The organism is Algoriphagus yeomjeoni, assembly GCF_003259505.1.
Classification (GTDB): Bacteria; Bacteroidota; Bacteroidia; order Cytophagales; family Cyclobacteriaceae; genus Algoriphagus; species Algoriphagus yeomjeoni.
Genome location: NZ_QLLK01000010.1, coordinates 127,526 through 143,987 on the forward strand (window position 1 = coordinate 127,526; position 16,462 = coordinate 143,987).

Genomic DNA, 16,462 nt, shown 5'->3' on the forward strand with positions numbered 1-16,462 from the left:
TAATCACAACCTATTAACTGGTTTTTAAAATTTTCTTACTAAATGCTCAAGCAAGCATTCGTCGTACTTATCCATTTTATCCTCCTTACGTTTATTACGTCGTCCTTTGCTCAAAGCCAAAATCTGCCGAGTACCAAGGAAGTAAATCACTATTTCGTAGGATTTATGGACAACTTACAAGTAGGTGATCCATTAGAGCCTACCTTGGTAATTACAGCATTAGAGGATAATGTTGAAGGGGTAATTGAATTTAGAGGAAACTCTGTGCCCTTTGCTCTGGGATTGGGTGAAATTTTTGAGTTTGAAGCGAATACCAATCTCGTGGTTCAAACCAATCGTGTTATTGAAGATAAGGGAATACATATCTACTCAGAAGGAGAAGTATCAGTTTATGCCCTGGGCCTTAAGCCAGGTACTTTTGATGGCAGCCTAGTTCTTCCCTTGGATCAATTGGGCTCCAACTATTTTATAGCTTCCCATTACGAAAATCAAACCGAGGGAATAGGGCTTTCACAAAGACAATTCAATAACGAAAGTCAAGTTCTGATTGTGGGAACTAAAGATAACACCCAAGTACAAATAATCCCCTCCTCCCCCATCAATGGCTCGATCGACCCATTCACTATAACCTTAGATACTGGTGAGACCTATCAATTCAAATCCAAAGGTGATTTGACAGGCACCGAAATTTCAGTCATTAACTCTACTGAGCAATGTTCCCGCATTGCAGTTTTCTCAGGTAATAAGTATGCTGACATTGGCGAGCCAGTGTGCGGTCCCTTTTCCACCTCTCATATTTTCAATCAAAATGAGCCAGTATCTTCTTGGGGAACTGAGTTTTTCCATATTCCTCTTAAGGATAGAGAATTAGGGGAATTGGTCAAATTCATCGCAGCATTTGATAATACAGAAATTTTCAATGGAACCGATCTAATAGCAACAATCGATGCCGGGGAGTTTTACACTTTGGACGTGCAGAATAACCTTGCGCTACACTTCACCTCCTCAAAACCAATTGGAGTTTTCGGCTTTGGCAAATCCTATTCCTGCGAGATCCTTGATGAAAATTCTGTTCTGGCACCTGCCAATGTAGCAAATTACGGAAACCCGCAGATGGTAAACTATGCCCCATTTGACGTTCCCAAAACTCAACTCACTGTAAATTTCCAAAAAGTATATGGCACTTTAATCCATTTTGCACAACTGGTCACGCGAAGCGGTGATGTAGGACAAATGCAAATAGATGGAGTATCTGTGGCAAATCAATTCAGTCCTGTTGCCAATAACCCCGACTACTCTTATGCTCAAATTCCCCTCCTGGCGGGAGTTCACACACTAAGCAATCCAGCTGGTTTTTCGGGCTATTTCTACGCATTGGGGCCTTCCCAGTCTTATGCTGTTGATTTTGGGAAAGATTTTGAAAATAATGACTACGAAATCCTTTCGAGTTTTGATGATCTCACCACAGGATCACCAAGGATTGCCTGTATTGATCAGGAAGGAACCTGGAGTGTCAACGTATCAGATCCCTCCTACTCCTATTTCCTTTGGGACTTTGGGGATGAATCTTCTAAAAAACCAGGAAAGGAAGTGACTCATACGTACACAGAAGCAGGAATTTACCTGGTTAAGGTGTTTGTATCTTTGGATGATTCTGGATGTGAGGAAACCGAACTCCATGAATTTGAAGTGGAAGTGTTCGAAATTGGAGGCGAACTTACCGGACCAACAACTGCCTGCCCAAATGTAGAAGAGCTCACTTATTTATTTGAAGGAGAGGGTGAAATTGCAGAAGTCTTATGGCAGGCCACTGGTGGTGAAATCATTTCCCAAACCAACGAGGAAGTTGTAGTCCGTTGGGGAGCCACAAATCCAAATGCCATCCTTCAGGCAACTCCTGTAGGAACTAATGGTTGTATGGGAATTCCGATTGAATTAAACGTGGTAATCAAACAGGAACTAGAACCGGAATTACCGTTGGGACCTGTCTTCATTTGTGACTTGTCAATAGATTACACGTACACTGTGCCAGAGATCAACTCCATGAGAAGCTATGAGTGGGAGATAATTGGAGGAGTTTTTACCGGAGGCAATATAGGCCCGGAGGTAAGTGTAAGATGGGATGAAACAGAAAGCGAGGGAATTCTTTTTTATCGTGAGTTTAGCATCTTGGATGAGTTCTGCGAGGGAACCTCACCTGAATTAATCATAGCCCTCAATACTGGATTTCTAGCAAATATCAGTACACAATCGAATGTCAGCTGTTTTGGTGCGGAAGACGGGGAAATTATCCTAGAAATAGAAGGAGGAATTGCACCATATACTTTTTCCTGGTCTCACGACCAAAACCTCAACTCCCCTTTAGCTTCTGATTTGCCTCCAGGAACCTATACAGCCACAATTCAGGATAGCCAAGGCTGTGAAATCATTCTTGAAGATCTTGAAATCTCAGAGCCCGAAGCTTTAGAAATAATAACTATTGAGCAGACTAATCCATCTTGCTTCGGAAATACTGATGGAAGTATCTCTTTTGAAATTCAAGGAGGAACACCTCCCTATCGATCTTTCAACCCTGAATATACAGTCAATCAAAATCTACTGACTTTGAATAATTTGGAGGGCGGAAACTATTTATTTCAGATAATCGATGCCGAAAATTGTGAAGTAGAAGTTTCGATTGCCTTAACCGATCCCGATCCATTGGAAGTTGAGTTAACTGTAGTCAGCAACCCTTGCCTCGGCAATTCCAATGGATCAATTCTAGCAGAACTCCCTGCTGGAAGTGGCCCATATAGCTATGAATGGAGTGATGGCAGCACGAATCAATTGAACGAGGGGCTACCAAGTGGGGAATACGAGGTCAGAGTAAAAGATGGGCAAGGCTGTGTTGCGATTGGAAGCATCAGGCTTCTGGAAGTCGCTCCAAAATTCCGCTTTCCAACTGGTTTTAATTCGGAACAGGGGGAATTTGGACCAATTTCTAATTGCGGAGATCTACAATTCACGCTTACTATTTTCAACCGATGGGGACAGTTGATTTATGCAGGAAACACGCCATGGGATGGAAGTTTTAATGGCAAGGACAGTCCTACAGGAACCTATAGCTACCGATTTGATTACGAGTTTTTGCTGAATGATGAATTGGTAAAAGATGCTCAGGTAGGTTCTGTTCTTAAGATTAACTAAGTTAATGAAGTAGCATTTTTAAAGAAGATTCCATTTCATCTTTTTGGAAATCAACTCTACCTTTGATATTCAACTAGAATCATTCGCCTTGAAGTATCTTGCTTTTTTTGCCGCAGCCTTCTTAGGACTTGCATCTTGCAACACGCCAGAACCAATTGAAATCTCACTAGTTCCTTATCCAAGTTCATTGGAAACTGGAACTGATCGCTTCAACCTAAGTTCAAGCACCCAGCTCATTATCGACGATCAGGGAGATTTTTCGGAAGAAATAGCCTTTTTCCAATCCATGATGCAGCAGGCCATAGGCCAAAAGCTCTCAGATAAATCAGGCGAAAACATCATTGAAATCAGAAAAACTGAAAGTTCTGAAAATCCAGAGGCTTACCATCTGAAAATTACAGCTAACAAAATGACATTGGAGGCTGGAGCTGCCGAGGGTCTGTTTTATGGATTAATGACTTTACGCCAATTGCTGCCTACAGGCATGGAGTCTGGCGAAGTTTCTAATGATATAGCTTTACCCGAATTAGAAATCTACGATCAGCCACAATACGGCTGGAGGGCAATGCATCTGGATGTTTCCAGACATTTTTTCTCTATGGATTACCTTCGACGCTACGTAGATTTATTGTCTCTGTACAAGCTAAATAAGCTGCATCTTCACCTTACGGACGATCAAGGATGGAGAATAGAAATCAAAAAATACCCCGAACTCACTGAGCAAGGTGCTTGGAGGACATACAACGAACAGGATTCCATTTGCATAGAAAAATCCAAAGAAGATCCTCGCTTTGCTTTGGAGCCAAAGCACATAGAAATGAGGGATGGAACTCCATATTATGGAGGGTATTATACTCAGGAGGAGCTCAAAGAATTTGTGAGCTATGCTCAGACAAAACATGTAGAGATTGTTCCAGAAATAGATATGCCAGGTCATATGATGGCAGCCATTGCGATTTACCCAGAACTTGCCTGTAATGGCGAAGCCGCCTGGGGCGATCTTTTTTCGACTCCTCTTTGTCCCGTGAATGAAGAGGTTTACACATTCGTAGAAAATGTACTGACAGAAGTAATGGATATTTTTCCCTCCAAATACATACATATTGGAGCAGATGAAGTGGAGAAAAAGACCTGGGAAGAATCAGCTGCTGCCCAGAAATTCATGAAGGAAAATGGCATGCAGAACGTGAATGAACTGCAATCCTATTTTGTGAACAGAGTATCAGCTTTTCTCCAAGAAAATGGGAAAGAAGTAGTAGTCTGGGACGATGCCATGGCAGGAGGAATCGATGCCAATCTAAATGTAATGTACTGGAGAAATTGGGTTGCAGGTGTACCAGATAAAGCTGTACAGAATGGCAATGAAGTGATTTTGGCTCCTGGAGACCCATTCTATTTCTCTACGCCTAACTCAAAGCTTTTTGATATTTATAACAAGCCTTTGCTAGGTTCTAAGTTCCCTAAAGAGCTCACATATAAAATTAAAGGTATTCAAGCATGTCTGTGGACAGAAACCATTCCTTCTGAAGCCCTAGCGGATGCTATGCTTTTCCCTAATGTCTTGGCCTTAGCAGAACGAGCTTGGTCTCCTGAGTCTGCCCAGGACTGGAATTCATTCAAAACCCGTCTCATAAATCAGCTTCCCCGCCTAGATCTATTAGGTGTGAAGTATGCCTACAACCCTACGACCAAGCTTATTCCTTTCATGAATGTGGATACTGATCTACAGCAAATTGGAATTACGCTGGAAAGTGAGATCAGTGAGCCAACCATATATTTTACTACAGATGGCACACAGCCTACCACTGATTCTAACCTGTATGAAGGTGAGTTTTTTGTGAAAGGAAGTGCTGAGATAGTAGCTGCAGTTTTTCAAGATGGACAGCCCACCGAACCAATACTTCGTAAACAAGTGGATTACCATAAGGCAATAGGGAAATCAGTGGAGTACCACAAACCTTGGAACAAATCCTATCCAGCAGGAGATGCCGGAAGTATGACCGATGGTTACCGAGGCGGAGAATCTTACAATGACGGCATTTGGCAAGGGTTCACCAACGACCTTGATGTCACAGTGGATATGGGTGAAAAAACTATCCTAAATTCTATCTCAGCTACATTTATGCAAGCAGCGGGACCCGGTGTATTTATGCCTGAATACCTGGAAGTGGCTGTTTCTAATGATGGAGAAACTTTTGAAACTATACTTAGAATTGACAACGATATTCCTGTTTCCGAAAAGGAAAAGGTAGTCAAGGAGTTCAAAGGTTCTCTGGCAGGAAAAGAAGCACGATACGTCAAAGTTGTAGCTCCAAATGTCCAGAGAGGATTTATTTTTGTGGATGAATTGGTGATTAACTAGTAATTTCAAAAAGTAAAAACCCAAAATCATGAAATTTCTCTTAGCCTTCTTCTTACTTTTTCATTTTACAACAGCTTTTGCTCAAGAAACTGTGGTTTATCAAGGCGGCCAAGAAGGCCATGCTACTTACAGAATCCCGGCGATCATAGGTATACCGAATGGCGAACTTTTGGCTTTTGCCGAAGGCAGAGTCAATGGCTCCAATGACTATGGTGATATAAATCTCGTTCTTAAAAGAAGCAAGGATAAAGGCAAAACTTGGTCTGCACTCCAAACGATAGTTGATTACGACGATTTGCAAGCTGGCAATCCTGCTCCTGTCATCGATCTTTTTGACCCAGCACATCCAAAAGGAGTGGTTTACTTATTCTACAACACGGGTAACAATCATGAGTATGACATCCGAATGAATAAGGGAGTTCGGGAAGTATGGATGATTCGCTCACTTGATCTGGGGCATTCATGGGAGGAGCCTGTCAACATCACCAGCCAAGTTCACAAACCAAATAATCCTGAGTTTAATCCCAATTATACGAATCCAGCAGATTGGAGGCATTACGCCAATACGCCCGGACATGCATTCCAATTTCAAAATGGAGAATACAAAGGAAGAATCTACGTTGCGGCAAATCACTCAAAAGGTGATCCTCAGGATGAATTCAAAGATTATCAAGCTCATGGATTCTATACTGATGACCATGGCAAGACCTTTAAAGTCTCCGAATCTATCAAATTCCCAGGCTCCAATGAATCCATTGCTGCCGAGCTCCCAGATGGAAATATGATCATCAGTATCCGAAATCAACGGGGAGATATTCGCAGTAGAATTCTCGCTTATTCCAATGATGGAGGCGAAACTTGGAGCGAACAATACTTTGAGGAAAGCCTACCTGATCCAGTATGTCAAGGCTCTATCCTATCTTTTGAGGACGAAAATGGAAATACAATTCTCGCGCATTCCAATAATGCTGACACGGAAGACCGAAATAATCTGACGTTAAAAATCAGCAGAGATCTGGGCAAATCTTGGACAGAATCTATTATGATTGACCGAAAAGACATTCCCAAAGGAATAACCTGGACTGCCTACAGCGACTTGGTTCTGCTCGACCCGCAAACTCTAGGCATCCTCTATGAGCGAGATGATTACAAGGAAATTGTATTTAAATGGATGGAATGGGAGAAGTGATAATATATTTGGGTAAATCCCCACATTGAAAAGTATGCTCAGACATTGCCTTTTTGATTAGAAAATAGTAACAGTGGAGATCAACTCCAAAAGTCGTCTAATTACTATACACTTGATCAAATTCTTGTAATAGGACTTTTAAGCATTCTTTACTTACCATCCTCAATTCCTCTCCTCCTGATGAAACAGGAACCTCAGTACTCTTTTGCATAAAGCCCAGATAGACTTCCATAAATTTATCTTTTCCTTGATCAGTTTGGGTCCCTATCAATTGAGCAACTAGATCTGCGATTCCTAGATAATGGTTATCCATATGATCCAAGCCAATGTTAGCTAATCCCAGGATCAATTGGGAATGTTTGAGATCCGCTAGAATCATTTCTTCTAGACAGGTTTTGAATTCTTCATCACTAAATGTTTTCATAGCAAAAATCCTTTTAAGTCTTCAAGTTGACTTCTTGTAAAAAGCCTAGAAGAAAGGTCTACTATTCTCTTTTGCTACTCAAATCAATCAAGGGATAAATTATCCCTGATATTTTCTAAATTACCTTGATCTTGGAAGCAATAAACTAAGTTTAAAAGTGTAAATTTCTTAAATTTGATTAAGAAGAATTACAGTAACAAATCTTAAAAAGAAACCTTGCCCATGTGAGTGTCTTCACTCACATACCAACAACACTGCCGCAGTTTTCGGCCTCGGTCTGTGCCTGTCCGCCGTGGCGGATCATCACAGACCGAAAATAAGTAAAGCATACCAACAGCTAGCCTCTGTAAGTGTCTTCACTCACAGATCTAAAACACTGCCGCAGTTTGCGGAATTACAACTAAAACAAGAATCACACCTTCGTGGAGACACGAAGGCGGGCGCGAAAGACCGAAATAAACCATCCACTTATGAGCGACACTTCATCCAAACAAATACACCAAGGCCGTAATGTAAAACGTTTCAGAGAGATGCTCGGCCTCAAGCAGGAAGCACTAGCCTATGAACTCGGTGAGGATTGGAGTCAAAAGAAAATTTCAGCCCTGGAGCAAAAGGAAGAAATAGAAGAAAGCTTACTAGCCCAGATCGCCGATGTGCTGAAACTCCCAGTAGATGCCTTTAAGAATTTTGACGAGGAACAGGCGGTGAATTTTATTTCGAATACTTTCAACGATCAGTCAAACGGGTACAATTACTACCCTTCTTTCAATATAAATCCAATGGAAAAATGGATTGAATCTTTGAATGAAATCAAAAAGCTTCACGAAGAAAAAATCGCCTTGTATGAGCGTATGTTGAAGGAAAAGGATGAGATGATGGCGAGGCTGGAGAAGTTAATTGGGAAGTGAAATAGTAAATCTCTATAGGAGAGCCAATTGTTTTTTTTGGAAATAGCACGATTTATGTTTTTATCGAGTCAGTATGTATTCAAATAATAATCAGTTACTCAAATCTTTACTATCGGAAATCGATCCGCTAGAGCAGTCTAAGGTGGACACAAAAATGGATGTTGCGGCTAGGATTGCTATCGCAATGGAATCCAAAGACTGGCACAACCAAGATTTGCAAAAAGCAATGAGAACAAGTCTTTTGCAGATCAGGAAGTGGTTATCTGGAACGTATAATTTCACACTGGATTCCCTCGTACAGTTAGAAGAGGTGCTTGATATCAAACTTTTGAATAAGAGTTTATAAATCTACAGTTAGTAATTTCCTTTGGAAGGATAAATTACCTTTGCAACAAAAATTGAAATGGCAGCGGCAGAACAAATAAAAAGTTTGATCAAATCTTTTGGAGAGGGGGATGAATCCCGCTTTTATGCTACCGCTATGCAAATTGCTGCCGCAGAAGCACGTAAAGGGCATGTCGCAATTGCGGAGGAACTAAAAAAACTCATTGATAAAGGCAAATCTTCAACGTCTATCGTCAAGAGACTTCCTGTAAATGCCGCCCAAAAAGAGTTGAATGACTTACTGGAACTAGTCAGTCCAGAAATCAAACTGAACCACATGGTTTTGTCATCTGAGATTCAGGAAACCTTGGCAAAGGTAATTCATGAGCAAAGACATCTAAAAAAGCTACTTAGCCACAATCTTCAGCCTAGGAGAAAGCTTTTGTTGGTTGGAACTCCAGGCTCAGGGAAAACCATGACAGCACATGCATTGGCGGGAGAATTAGGACTTCCTCTATTTATCATAAGACTTGACGGTTTGATCAGCAGATATTTAGGAGAGTCCATTGCAAAGCTTCGATTGATCTTTGATGCCATGGTGGATTTTCGAGCAGTTTATCTTTTTGATGAGTTTGACAGCATTGGTAGTAACCGAACTCAGGGACAGGATGTAGGAGAAATCAAACGGGTGCTGAATAGCTTTTTACTTCAGATTGAAAAAGATAGATCGAACAGTTTAATTATCGCAGCCACCAATCTTCCAGAAAGTTTAGATACTGCATTGTTTAGAAGATTTGACGATATTATTCAATATGGAAATCCTTCTTTGGATCAAATACTCCAAATCTACTCTTCAAGAATAGATGAGACTGGAATTACTTTAAACTGGGATCTTCAACAGCTTGCACAACTTTCAATAGGGCTTAGTTATGCAGAAGTCCACAAAATCTGTGAAGATATTTGGAAGGATTTTTTAATCTACGGAAAAGATTATGTCACTGAAACAAGAATAATTCAATATATAGAAAATAGGAAACGCACCTTCTAACAGCTAACTATGGACGGATTTTTTAAGCATATATTTTTAGACAACAAACCCACCTCAAGCAATTTTACCCCACATGGTTCTGGAAGATTTGCTACCAATGAAAATATTAATCAAGCAAAACATGGTGGGAAACTAAAGACTGAATTTAACGAGGCCTTTCTTGACTTTTGGGAGGGAGAACCAGGGAATTTTGTTTATGTCGACATAGAAGCTTTCTCTGGCTTTGAATTGGATTTGACAAAATTCGAAGGAAAATATGGAGATATTAGAATAGCAAACATCAAAGAAGGGGTGAATGAAGACGGTGTTATCAAGTCCAAAGGCTCAGTCTTTTTATCCAAAAAGGGAATAAATGATTTTTTAAGAAAGATTGATGATTATTCTAATCTAGAAAAGAATACAGGAAAAGGTAATCCTAAAAACGCGAGCCTCCTTTCAAATATTGAATCAATTAAACAAGCCACCTTAGAATCGTTTTGGCAGGAGCCGGAACGTCCGTTTCCACATAAGGATGAAGAAGTTTGGTGGGAGGTATGGTTGGACATTACAGTGGATTCTGCAGATACCGTAAAAAATGCAATAACCACCAAGCTAGCCGAGTATGGAGTTCAATTAGCAACAAGGCATCTGCTATTTCCCGAGCATTTGGTGATACTTATCAAGGGTAGCCCAACTAGGATAATGGAACCTTTACTCCATTCCACTTACTTGGATGAATTAAGGAAACCTGTAGAATTGGCAGATACTTTTACCTCCATGCATATCCCTGAACAAAAGGAGTGGATTGGAGATCTAGCCAAGAGGTTAGAAATTAATAATGAATGTTCTATATCCGTTTGCTTGCTAGACTCTGGAATCAATGACGCTCATCCCCTCCTAGCTAACTTAAAGTCAATAATTCACTCAGATACCGTAGAGCCATCTTGGAACACAGATGATAGCTGGCCTAATTCTGGCCATGGTAATCCTATGGCAGGAATCATCTTTTTTGGAGACTTGACTGAAACGTTTTTAAACAAAGATTCAGTAAGAATTTTCCACAGACTAGAAAGCATTAAAATCCTGCATCATACTCATCCAACTGATCCAAATTTTTACGGCGTTATCACCGAAGAAGCAATTGCTAGAGCAGAACTCATCAATAGCATCTCAGAAAGAGTGTTTTGCCTTGCTATTACGGCAGATGGCGTAGTTCATGAAGGCAAACCATCGTCTTGGTCTGCAGCTATTGATAAATCAGCATTTGGTGAGGATGAATGGAAAAGATTAATTCTTATTTCAGCCGGAAATATCCCTAATGAACATTGGCCAAATTATCCAACTTCAAATTTTGAATACAGCATCCATGATCCTGGCCAGGCCTTCAATGCGTTAACTATTGGAGCCTACACCCTAAAAGATAGGATCGATTCAACAAAGTATCCAGGTGCAAGTCTTTTGGCACAACGAGGTCAACTTTCTCCTTCGAGTAGTACCAGTTGTTCATGGGATAGTGATTGGCCAAACAAACCTGAGATCGTTTTCGAAGGAGGAAATTGTGGAATGTGGAATGGTGGGCTATGTGACCCAGATACCTTACTTCCTTTAAGCATCTCCAAAGGTGGATTGGCCAAACCTCCATTTTGTACCTTTGGAGATACTTCGGCTGCCACAGCTTTTGCCACAAAGTTTGCAGCGTCTATTCTGGAAATCTATCCACAGCTTTGGCAGGAAACTATTAGGGCTCTATTGGTTCATTCTGCGCAGTGGACCGATCAAATGTTAGAAGGTAGAAGAATTGAAGATCTATCTAAAGAGGAAAAGATAAAGCTGTTAACTTCCGTAGGATATGGCGTTCCTTTTCTTCCATCCGCTATATACACGCTTCAGAATTCTGTTTCCCTTGTAATCCAAGAAACTATAACGCCTTACAAATTTGAAGAAAGCAGGGTTAAAGCGAATGAATGTCACATATTTACTCTTCCGTGGCCACAAGAGCAACTTTTGGAATTAGGAGAAGTACAAATAAAGTTAAATATCACCTTGTCCTATTTCGTTGAGCCAAACCCTGGGAACAAACGCTATGCTAATGCCAATAATTATGCTTCCCACGGGCTTCGTTTTAAACTTAAGGACAGAAACGAATCCTCTTCAGCTTTTATGGCAAGAATAAATAAAGAAGCCAGAAAGGCACTTGAAGGAGATTATGAAAAAGAGGGCCAAGAAAATTGGGTAATCGGCCAACAAATCAGAGACAAAGGATCAATCCATCGGGATTTCTGGATTGGCAATGCAGCGGATTTGGCAACTAAAAACGAATTAGCCGTTATCCCTACTGGTGGTTGGTGGAAAACCAGACCCATCCATAAAAGATATGAACAATCGTCCCGGTATAGCTTAATTGTCAGTATTGAGACAGAATCAGAAGATATTCTGACCCCAATTTTGAATGAGCTGAAGTTAGATGTTGATTCGATAGTTCTTTAAAATAGCTATCTAAAAAATCAGCATCTGGAAGACCAAAAAATCATCCATAACAATGAAAGTCATCTATGTTTTAAATCCATTGAGGAGCATAAGAGGCTTCATTTTGATTCAGTGAAGATCAACTTTTAAATTAGAACAGTACGTTCAAATAAGCTTAAGCTGTTTTGCAATATCCATCATAAACTTTGACATTGGTCGATTATGAATCTCTGTATCAAGAGTATAATTGCCCAAAATTAAACGTTGGACGTTAAGGTCTTTCTTATTATATAGCTTACTGAACGATTTTTCTAAAGATCGTTTATACGTATCATTATAAATAATTGATTTCAATAAAATTTCTTCAGCGACATCCTTTTGAGTATTATATATCTGTTCAACAGCAAAAATTTTATTCATTTCTTTAGAATTGCCACCTTTAAACTCAATTTCAAGTTTTTCTTTTTCAAAATTAACCCTATAATTAGTGATTGAAATTTGAGAAATAGAAAACTGAAAGACAGACTTAGAGAACAGTAAAGGATTATTAGAGTAGAGAACAAATTTTAAAGGCTTATTACTCTTACTAAGATTGCAATTAGCGCATGTAGGATAAAGATTGAAAAAAGACACCGAAAAACATGGATAATAAGACTTTGGGTAATAGTGATCAACCTGATAAAGAGCTTTATTTTTCAAACCTTGTCTTTTAACACTTATAGTTAGCTGAGAATTACAATATACACAGGCTTTAATTCCAAGCCCTTGAAAATATTTTGAGTAAAATTTATTTCTTTGACTATTATATCCCATTATACACAACAATCGATCCCTAAAAACCCGATGAATATATGGTTTAGATTCCTTGCCAAGATCAACAGCTTTAATAATTGTTTCAAAGTGAGTTGCAAACTTTAATAGATCATCAGGTGTCCCAAGTATTATGTCTTTAAAATTTGCAGATAAATAATCTAAATAATCCTCTTGTAAAGGAGTAAGTAAGAGCGCAACCTTTTTCTTCTTTAAAGTTCGGGTTGGTTTGGCTCTAAAAGATTTAATCTTCTTTTCGGTAGAATGGATAAAATGATCTATTTCAGTTTTATGATTTTTATATGCAAAAAAAACTAAATCTTGATTAATTGCGATCATTGTTATAGTTTTTTAGTTTCTGAAGTTCTTGAATTTGTTGGTCTACTATTGAAGTGTCCTTGAATTTTTTAATATATAACTCAGTTAAATCAAGTTTCAATAATGGCTCACCTATTAATCCTATAAATTCTTTTGTTCTATATTCATCCCAATTTTCATCCTGAAGTTTGTCAGGTGCAATTAGAAAATCAATTAAAGAATTGATCTTGACTTTGGCGAATTGTCCCATAAACCCGTTTTTGAGAAAAAATTGATTGGACAACAAATCATGAATGTTTGCACCAAACGTTTTCTGATCAAACCCAACAGGAACTGGAGCTCCATTTTCTAAACAAAGAATATTTGAATTAGGTATATCTGATAAGATAAACGGCGAATGAGTAGAAAAAAGGAAATTTATATATGCAATTTTACCAAAATTAAATTTACCCAATTCCAAAAGAAGATCATTGATAAATCTACGCTGATAATCTGGATGAAAATATAATTCTATTTCATCGAGAACAATATTCACGTTACTAAATTTATTCTTTTTTGATTTACTGATCCTCTCAGAGAAATCTTCATGAACCGATTTCAAGTTATTTAAATGATAAATAATTGAATGGAAAGAGTGCAAATATTGTAGTTCCCCAGAACTTAAAGAGGAAAATTGAGATTCACCTAAAAAATGCAAAACAGGTCTAACAACTGCGCCAGGAATAACATCAACTTTCTGGATTTTTGCTATTTGAGATTCATTCAAAAATAAATCATTCACATAACTTGTATATTCCTCTAAAGACATATCAGATTTAAACCCAAATTTCTTTTGATTCTTATCGAAAATTATTTCAAATTTCAAATTTTCAAAAAACCCGGATTTTAAAGAAAAAATTGCTTGTCTTAATTTTAATGTAATATGACTCCGATCTGCTCCCAATTTTTTGCCTAATTGATTTGGCTTACCAACAACAGGAATAAGAGTTTTAACCCTTTCAGTTAAATTTGATTTTTCTCCTTCATCACGCTCAGCAAATAGTTTCCTATAATCTTTATAATTCCAACATATTTTATAAACCTTCCTAATTATATACTTAATAACTTCATACTCAATCATGTCATAGGACAATCTTTTTGGAGAGTTAACAATATCATAAAATCGCCCTTCTTTTTCCCTTTCATCTGACAGCCTCTTCTCAAAATTCGAGATTTGTCCTTCACTTAAATGAAATCCTCCTATTTCATATATTACTTTATCAATAAATTCATAAAGCTTAAACCCATGAAAACGCTGAAATTCTTCTATTATATTATAAACTTTAAAGGTTCTCAAATTTTCATAATCAGCAGGAAACAATAAAAAATCCAATTTATCAATCCTTTTACCATCTATTAGTAAAGGGTTAGTTTCTTCATAGGAGGTTATATTTGACAAAAGTCTAGATTGGGCCAAATGATGCTCTAAATTAATATCAATTAACCCATCGTATCTGAAAGGATTTAAAACTATAGGTGTTTCATAACCATCATTTTTATGAAACAAGTGTGTTAACCACTCATCTACAATTGAATTATTTCCATAAAGAGAATAGTTAATTCCTATAGTATAAAAAAAATCTTCAAAATCAAACCTTACACCCTTCCATTTAGTGTCGTCAAGTTGTTTGCAGGTTGTAGATTTACCATAATAAGAAACTAGAAAAACCTTATCATTCAGTTCAAAAATGATCTCAACCTTAAATCTATTTATGAGATTACTGATTTTTTCTGGAATGACACCATCTTGGTAAAATTCTTTTAATTTTAATATTCCTTTTTTAGAACTTAGAATAAAGCAATAAATATATAGGGTTTCTAAAAGAGTACTTTTTCCACTACCATTTTTACCCACAATGGCAGAAATATTAACATTTACATTACTCCTATTAATAAAATGAGCTGAAGGGATTCTGTATAAATCAAAATAACTTTTTCCAATTCTTTCTACAATAACTTCGCCTTTCTCTGTTCGCTCTATTCTATAATCATTATAAAATTTATAAACTTCTCCCAATTTAAGATTTTTACAATGTTCTTCGCTTAGTGGTATTATTGCTAAAATTTTCATTCAAGGTAGATTAATTTAAATTAATAAAAATCATAGTTATAACATATTTCTAAAACCATCCATCAACAATAATTATACCTTCTATAATTGTCCAAGATTCAATCCAAGATGTCTTATACCTACCAGTTTCAACAGGCTTTAAAGAACCTTTATGTAACACTAAGGCGAATTTCAAGCTATTCTTATTGTAATCTTCCGGACATCCTCTTATAAGTTTAAAAGGATATACATTAACGTTTTTACCATCTAATACATAATCAATAGGTGTAGTTTCGTAAGTCCCAAGAACTAGCCCATCATTTACATAATAATATACATTATTTAAGTGCGAAAAAGACTCTGGAAATTCCTCAAAATATTTTTCATAATCCTTTCTGTAATAAACAGGGTTTTTATATAATCCTGATTTTAATAATTCTCCAGTACCTTGAATATAAACTTTATACCTTGACATATTTGCTTGAAGCATACCATAATAATGAGGTGAATCTGGCAGAATACTCTCCTCTACAATTATATATACTCTGAAATATTCGTTAAAATTATTTACAGTAAAATTGAGTTTAATATTTGGTTTTTCTTGGATATTTGATTCATCACTTAATCTTGATGATTCGAAAGAAATTAGTTTTTGATTTTCGGAAATGGAATTATTTTTATGAATTAATAAATCATTCAAATAGCTCGTATAATCCAAATTTGGAATCTCTATTTCATTAACGAATGCAAAAATATCATTTTCGCTCCCATCCTTTCTCAATAAAATTACTGACTTATCAAAAAACGCATAGTTCATTAAAATTTTATCTTGTGTCCTATCAATTAGTATGGATTTCATTGAAGAAATTAATTCCCATTTACCTTCTTTGACATTACCATCTTGAACCATTAATAACGAACCACCTCTTCTAAAGATTAATTTTTCTTTCGCTATATTATCTGTAATCCAAACCCAAGGTTTATCAATAATATCCTCCATTATATCTAACTCTTTGGAGTAAGTTTTAACCCGAGGCAAAATATTCAATAAAAAGTTTTTCATGTTTGGTGAAATCAAATTTTCAAATAATACTCTATCTATTTGCAACCCTTGAATACCTCCCCCTCTCCTCAGCCACCATCCCCAACTTTTCCTCCACTATTTCTTCCGCATCTGCCACCGTCACTTGTCCATTCATCAGCATAGGCAATAGCCAATCTCGAAGGGAGGCTAGTTCTTGGTTTTCTTTTGCATTATTTATTATTATGTATATCCGCAATGACACCAGTGACCAAATAAGTTCTTATTGACAGTTGGTGACAATTACTTTAAAGAGCATTTAACTCATTATAAATTAG

Annotated in this window: 12 protein-coding genes; 7 read left to right on the forward strand and 5 right to left on the reverse strand. The window is 37.5% G+C overall.

Annotation, left to right across the window (positions count from 1 at the left end):
- Positions 1-42: 42 nt before the first annotated feature.
- The 3 genes from LV83_RS16595 (at position 43) to LV83_RS16605 (ending at position 6,737) form a co-directional block, all read left to right on the forward strand.
- The gene (locus tag LV83_RS16595) at positions 43-3,186 is read left to right on the forward strand and encodes a PKD domain-containing protein (protein ID WP_111612683.1); all 3,144 of its coding nucleotides are present in this window, start codon (positions 43-45) and stop codon (positions 3,184-3,186) included.
- Positions 3,187-3,274: 88 nt separating this feature from the next.
- Positions 3,275-5,548, forward strand: coding sequence for a glycoside hydrolase family 20 protein (locus LV83_RS16600; RefSeq protein ID WP_146613744.1), 2,274 nt, complete (start codon positions 3,275-3,277; stop codon positions 5,546-5,548).
- Between the two features lie 28 nt (positions 5,549-5,576).
- Positions 5,577-6,737 carry a sialidase family protein gene (locus tag LV83_RS16605; protein ID WP_111612685.1) on the forward strand — a complete coding sequence of 387 codons (1,161 nt, stop codon included), beginning with the start codon at positions 5,577-5,579 and terminating at the stop codon, positions 6,735-6,737.
- Between the two features lie 97 nt (positions 6,738-6,834).
- On the opposite strand, the gene LV83_RS16610 is transcribed toward LV83_RS16605, so the two are convergent.
- A complete protein-coding gene (locus LV83_RS16610; protein WP_111612686.1) occupies positions 6,835-7,161 on the reverse strand; it encodes a hypothetical protein in 327 nt (108 codons plus the stop codon).
- Between the two features lie 470 nt (positions 7,162-7,631).
- On the opposite strand from LV83_RS16610, the gene LV83_RS16615 reads away from it, so the two are divergent.
- The 4 genes from LV83_RS16615 (at position 7,632) to LV83_RS16630 (ending at position 11,907) form a co-directional block, all read left to right on the forward strand.
- Complete coding sequence (locus tag LV83_RS16615) at positions 7,632-8,069, forward strand: helix-turn-helix transcriptional regulator (protein ID WP_111612698.1); 438 nt, start codon at positions 7,632-7,634, stop codon at positions 8,067-8,069.
- A 73-nt stretch (positions 8,070-8,142) separates the two neighbouring features.
- A complete protein-coding gene (locus LV83_RS16620; RefSeq protein WP_111612687.1) occupies positions 8,143-8,415 on the forward strand; it encodes a helix-turn-helix domain-containing protein in 273 nt (90 codons plus the stop codon).
- Positions 8,416-8,472: 57 nt separating this feature from the next.
- Positions 8,473-9,441 (forward strand): AAA family ATPase, encoded by a 969-nt coding sequence (locus LV83_RS16625; protein WP_170124578.1) that lies wholly within the window; start codon positions 8,473-8,475, stop codon positions 9,439-9,441.
- A gap of 9 nt (positions 9,442-9,450) precedes the next feature.
- A complete protein-coding gene (locus tag LV83_RS16630; RefSeq protein WP_111612688.1) occupies positions 9,451-11,907 on the forward strand; it encodes a S8 family peptidase in 2,457 nt (818 codons plus the stop codon).
- Between the two features lie 144 nt (positions 11,908-12,051).
- Here the strand turns inward: LV83_RS16630 and LV83_RS16635 are convergent, their stop codons facing one another.
- The 4 genes from LV83_RS16635 to LV83_RS16650 are packed head-to-tail and all read right to left on the reverse strand — an operon-like array spanning position 12,052 to position 16,383.
- Entirely contained in the window at positions 12,052-13,035 is a 984-nt protein-coding gene (locus tag LV83_RS16635) for an HNH endonuclease family protein (RefSeq protein WP_111612689.1), read from the reverse strand.
- Complete coding sequence (locus tag LV83_RS16640; RefSeq protein WP_111612690.1) at positions 13,022-15,124, reverse strand: AAA family ATPase; 2,103 nt, start codon at positions 15,122-15,124, stop codon at positions 13,022-13,024. The genes LV83_RS16635 and LV83_RS16640 overlap by 14 nt, the downstream gene beginning before the upstream one ends.
- Before the next feature lie 49 nt (positions 15,125-15,173).
- A complete protein-coding gene (locus LV83_RS16645; protein ID WP_111612691.1) occupies positions 15,174-16,166 on the reverse strand; it encodes a hypothetical protein in 993 nt (330 codons plus the stop codon).
- A 31-nt stretch (positions 16,167-16,197) separates the two neighbouring features.
- Positions 16,198-16,383, reverse strand: a complete 186-nt coding sequence (locus tag LV83_RS16650) for a hypothetical protein (RefSeq protein ID WP_111612692.1) — start codon at positions 16,381-16,383, stop codon at positions 16,198-16,200.
- Positions 16,384-16,462: the final 79 nt, after the last annotated feature.

Bases quoted from the DNA above. Each gene is read 5' to 3' on its own strand.
- LV83_RS16630 (WP_111612688.1), top strand. From the start codon at position 9,451: ATGGACGGATTTTTTAAGCATATATTTTTAGACAACAAACCCACCTCA.
- LV83_RS16615 (WP_111612698.1), top strand. From the start codon at position 7,632: ATGAGCGACACTTCATCCAAACAAATACACCAAGGCCGTAATGTAAAA.
- LV83_RS16635 (WP_111612689.1), bottom strand. From the start codon at position 13,035: ATGATCGCAATTAATCAAGATTTAGTTTTTTTTGCATATAAAAATCAT.
- LV83_RS16640 (WP_111612690.1), bottom strand. From the start codon at position 15,124: ATGAAAATTTTAGCAATAATACCACTAAGCGAAGAACATTGTAAAAAT.
- LV83_RS16595 (WP_111612683.1), top strand. From the start codon at position 43: ATGCTCAAGCAAGCATTCGTCGTACTTATCCATTTTATCCTCCTTACG.
- LV83_RS16605 (WP_111612685.1), top strand. From the start codon at position 5,577: ATGAAATTTCTCTTAGCCTTCTTCTTACTTTTTCATTTTACAACAGCT.
- LV83_RS16645 (WP_111612691.1), bottom strand. From the start codon at position 16,166: ATGAAAAACTTTTTATTGAATATTTTGCCTCGGGTTAAAACTTACTCC.
- LV83_RS16620 (WP_111612687.1), top strand. From the start codon at position 8,143: ATGTATTCAAATAATAATCAGTTACTCAAATCTTTACTATCGGAAATC.
- LV83_RS16625 (WP_170124578.1), top strand. From the start codon at position 8,473: ATGGCAGCGGCAGAACAAATAAAAAGTTTGATCAAATCTTTTGGAGAG.
- LV83_RS16610 (WP_111612686.1), bottom strand. From the start codon at position 7,161: ATGAAAACATTTAGTGATGAAGAATTCAAAACCTGTCTAGAAGAAATG.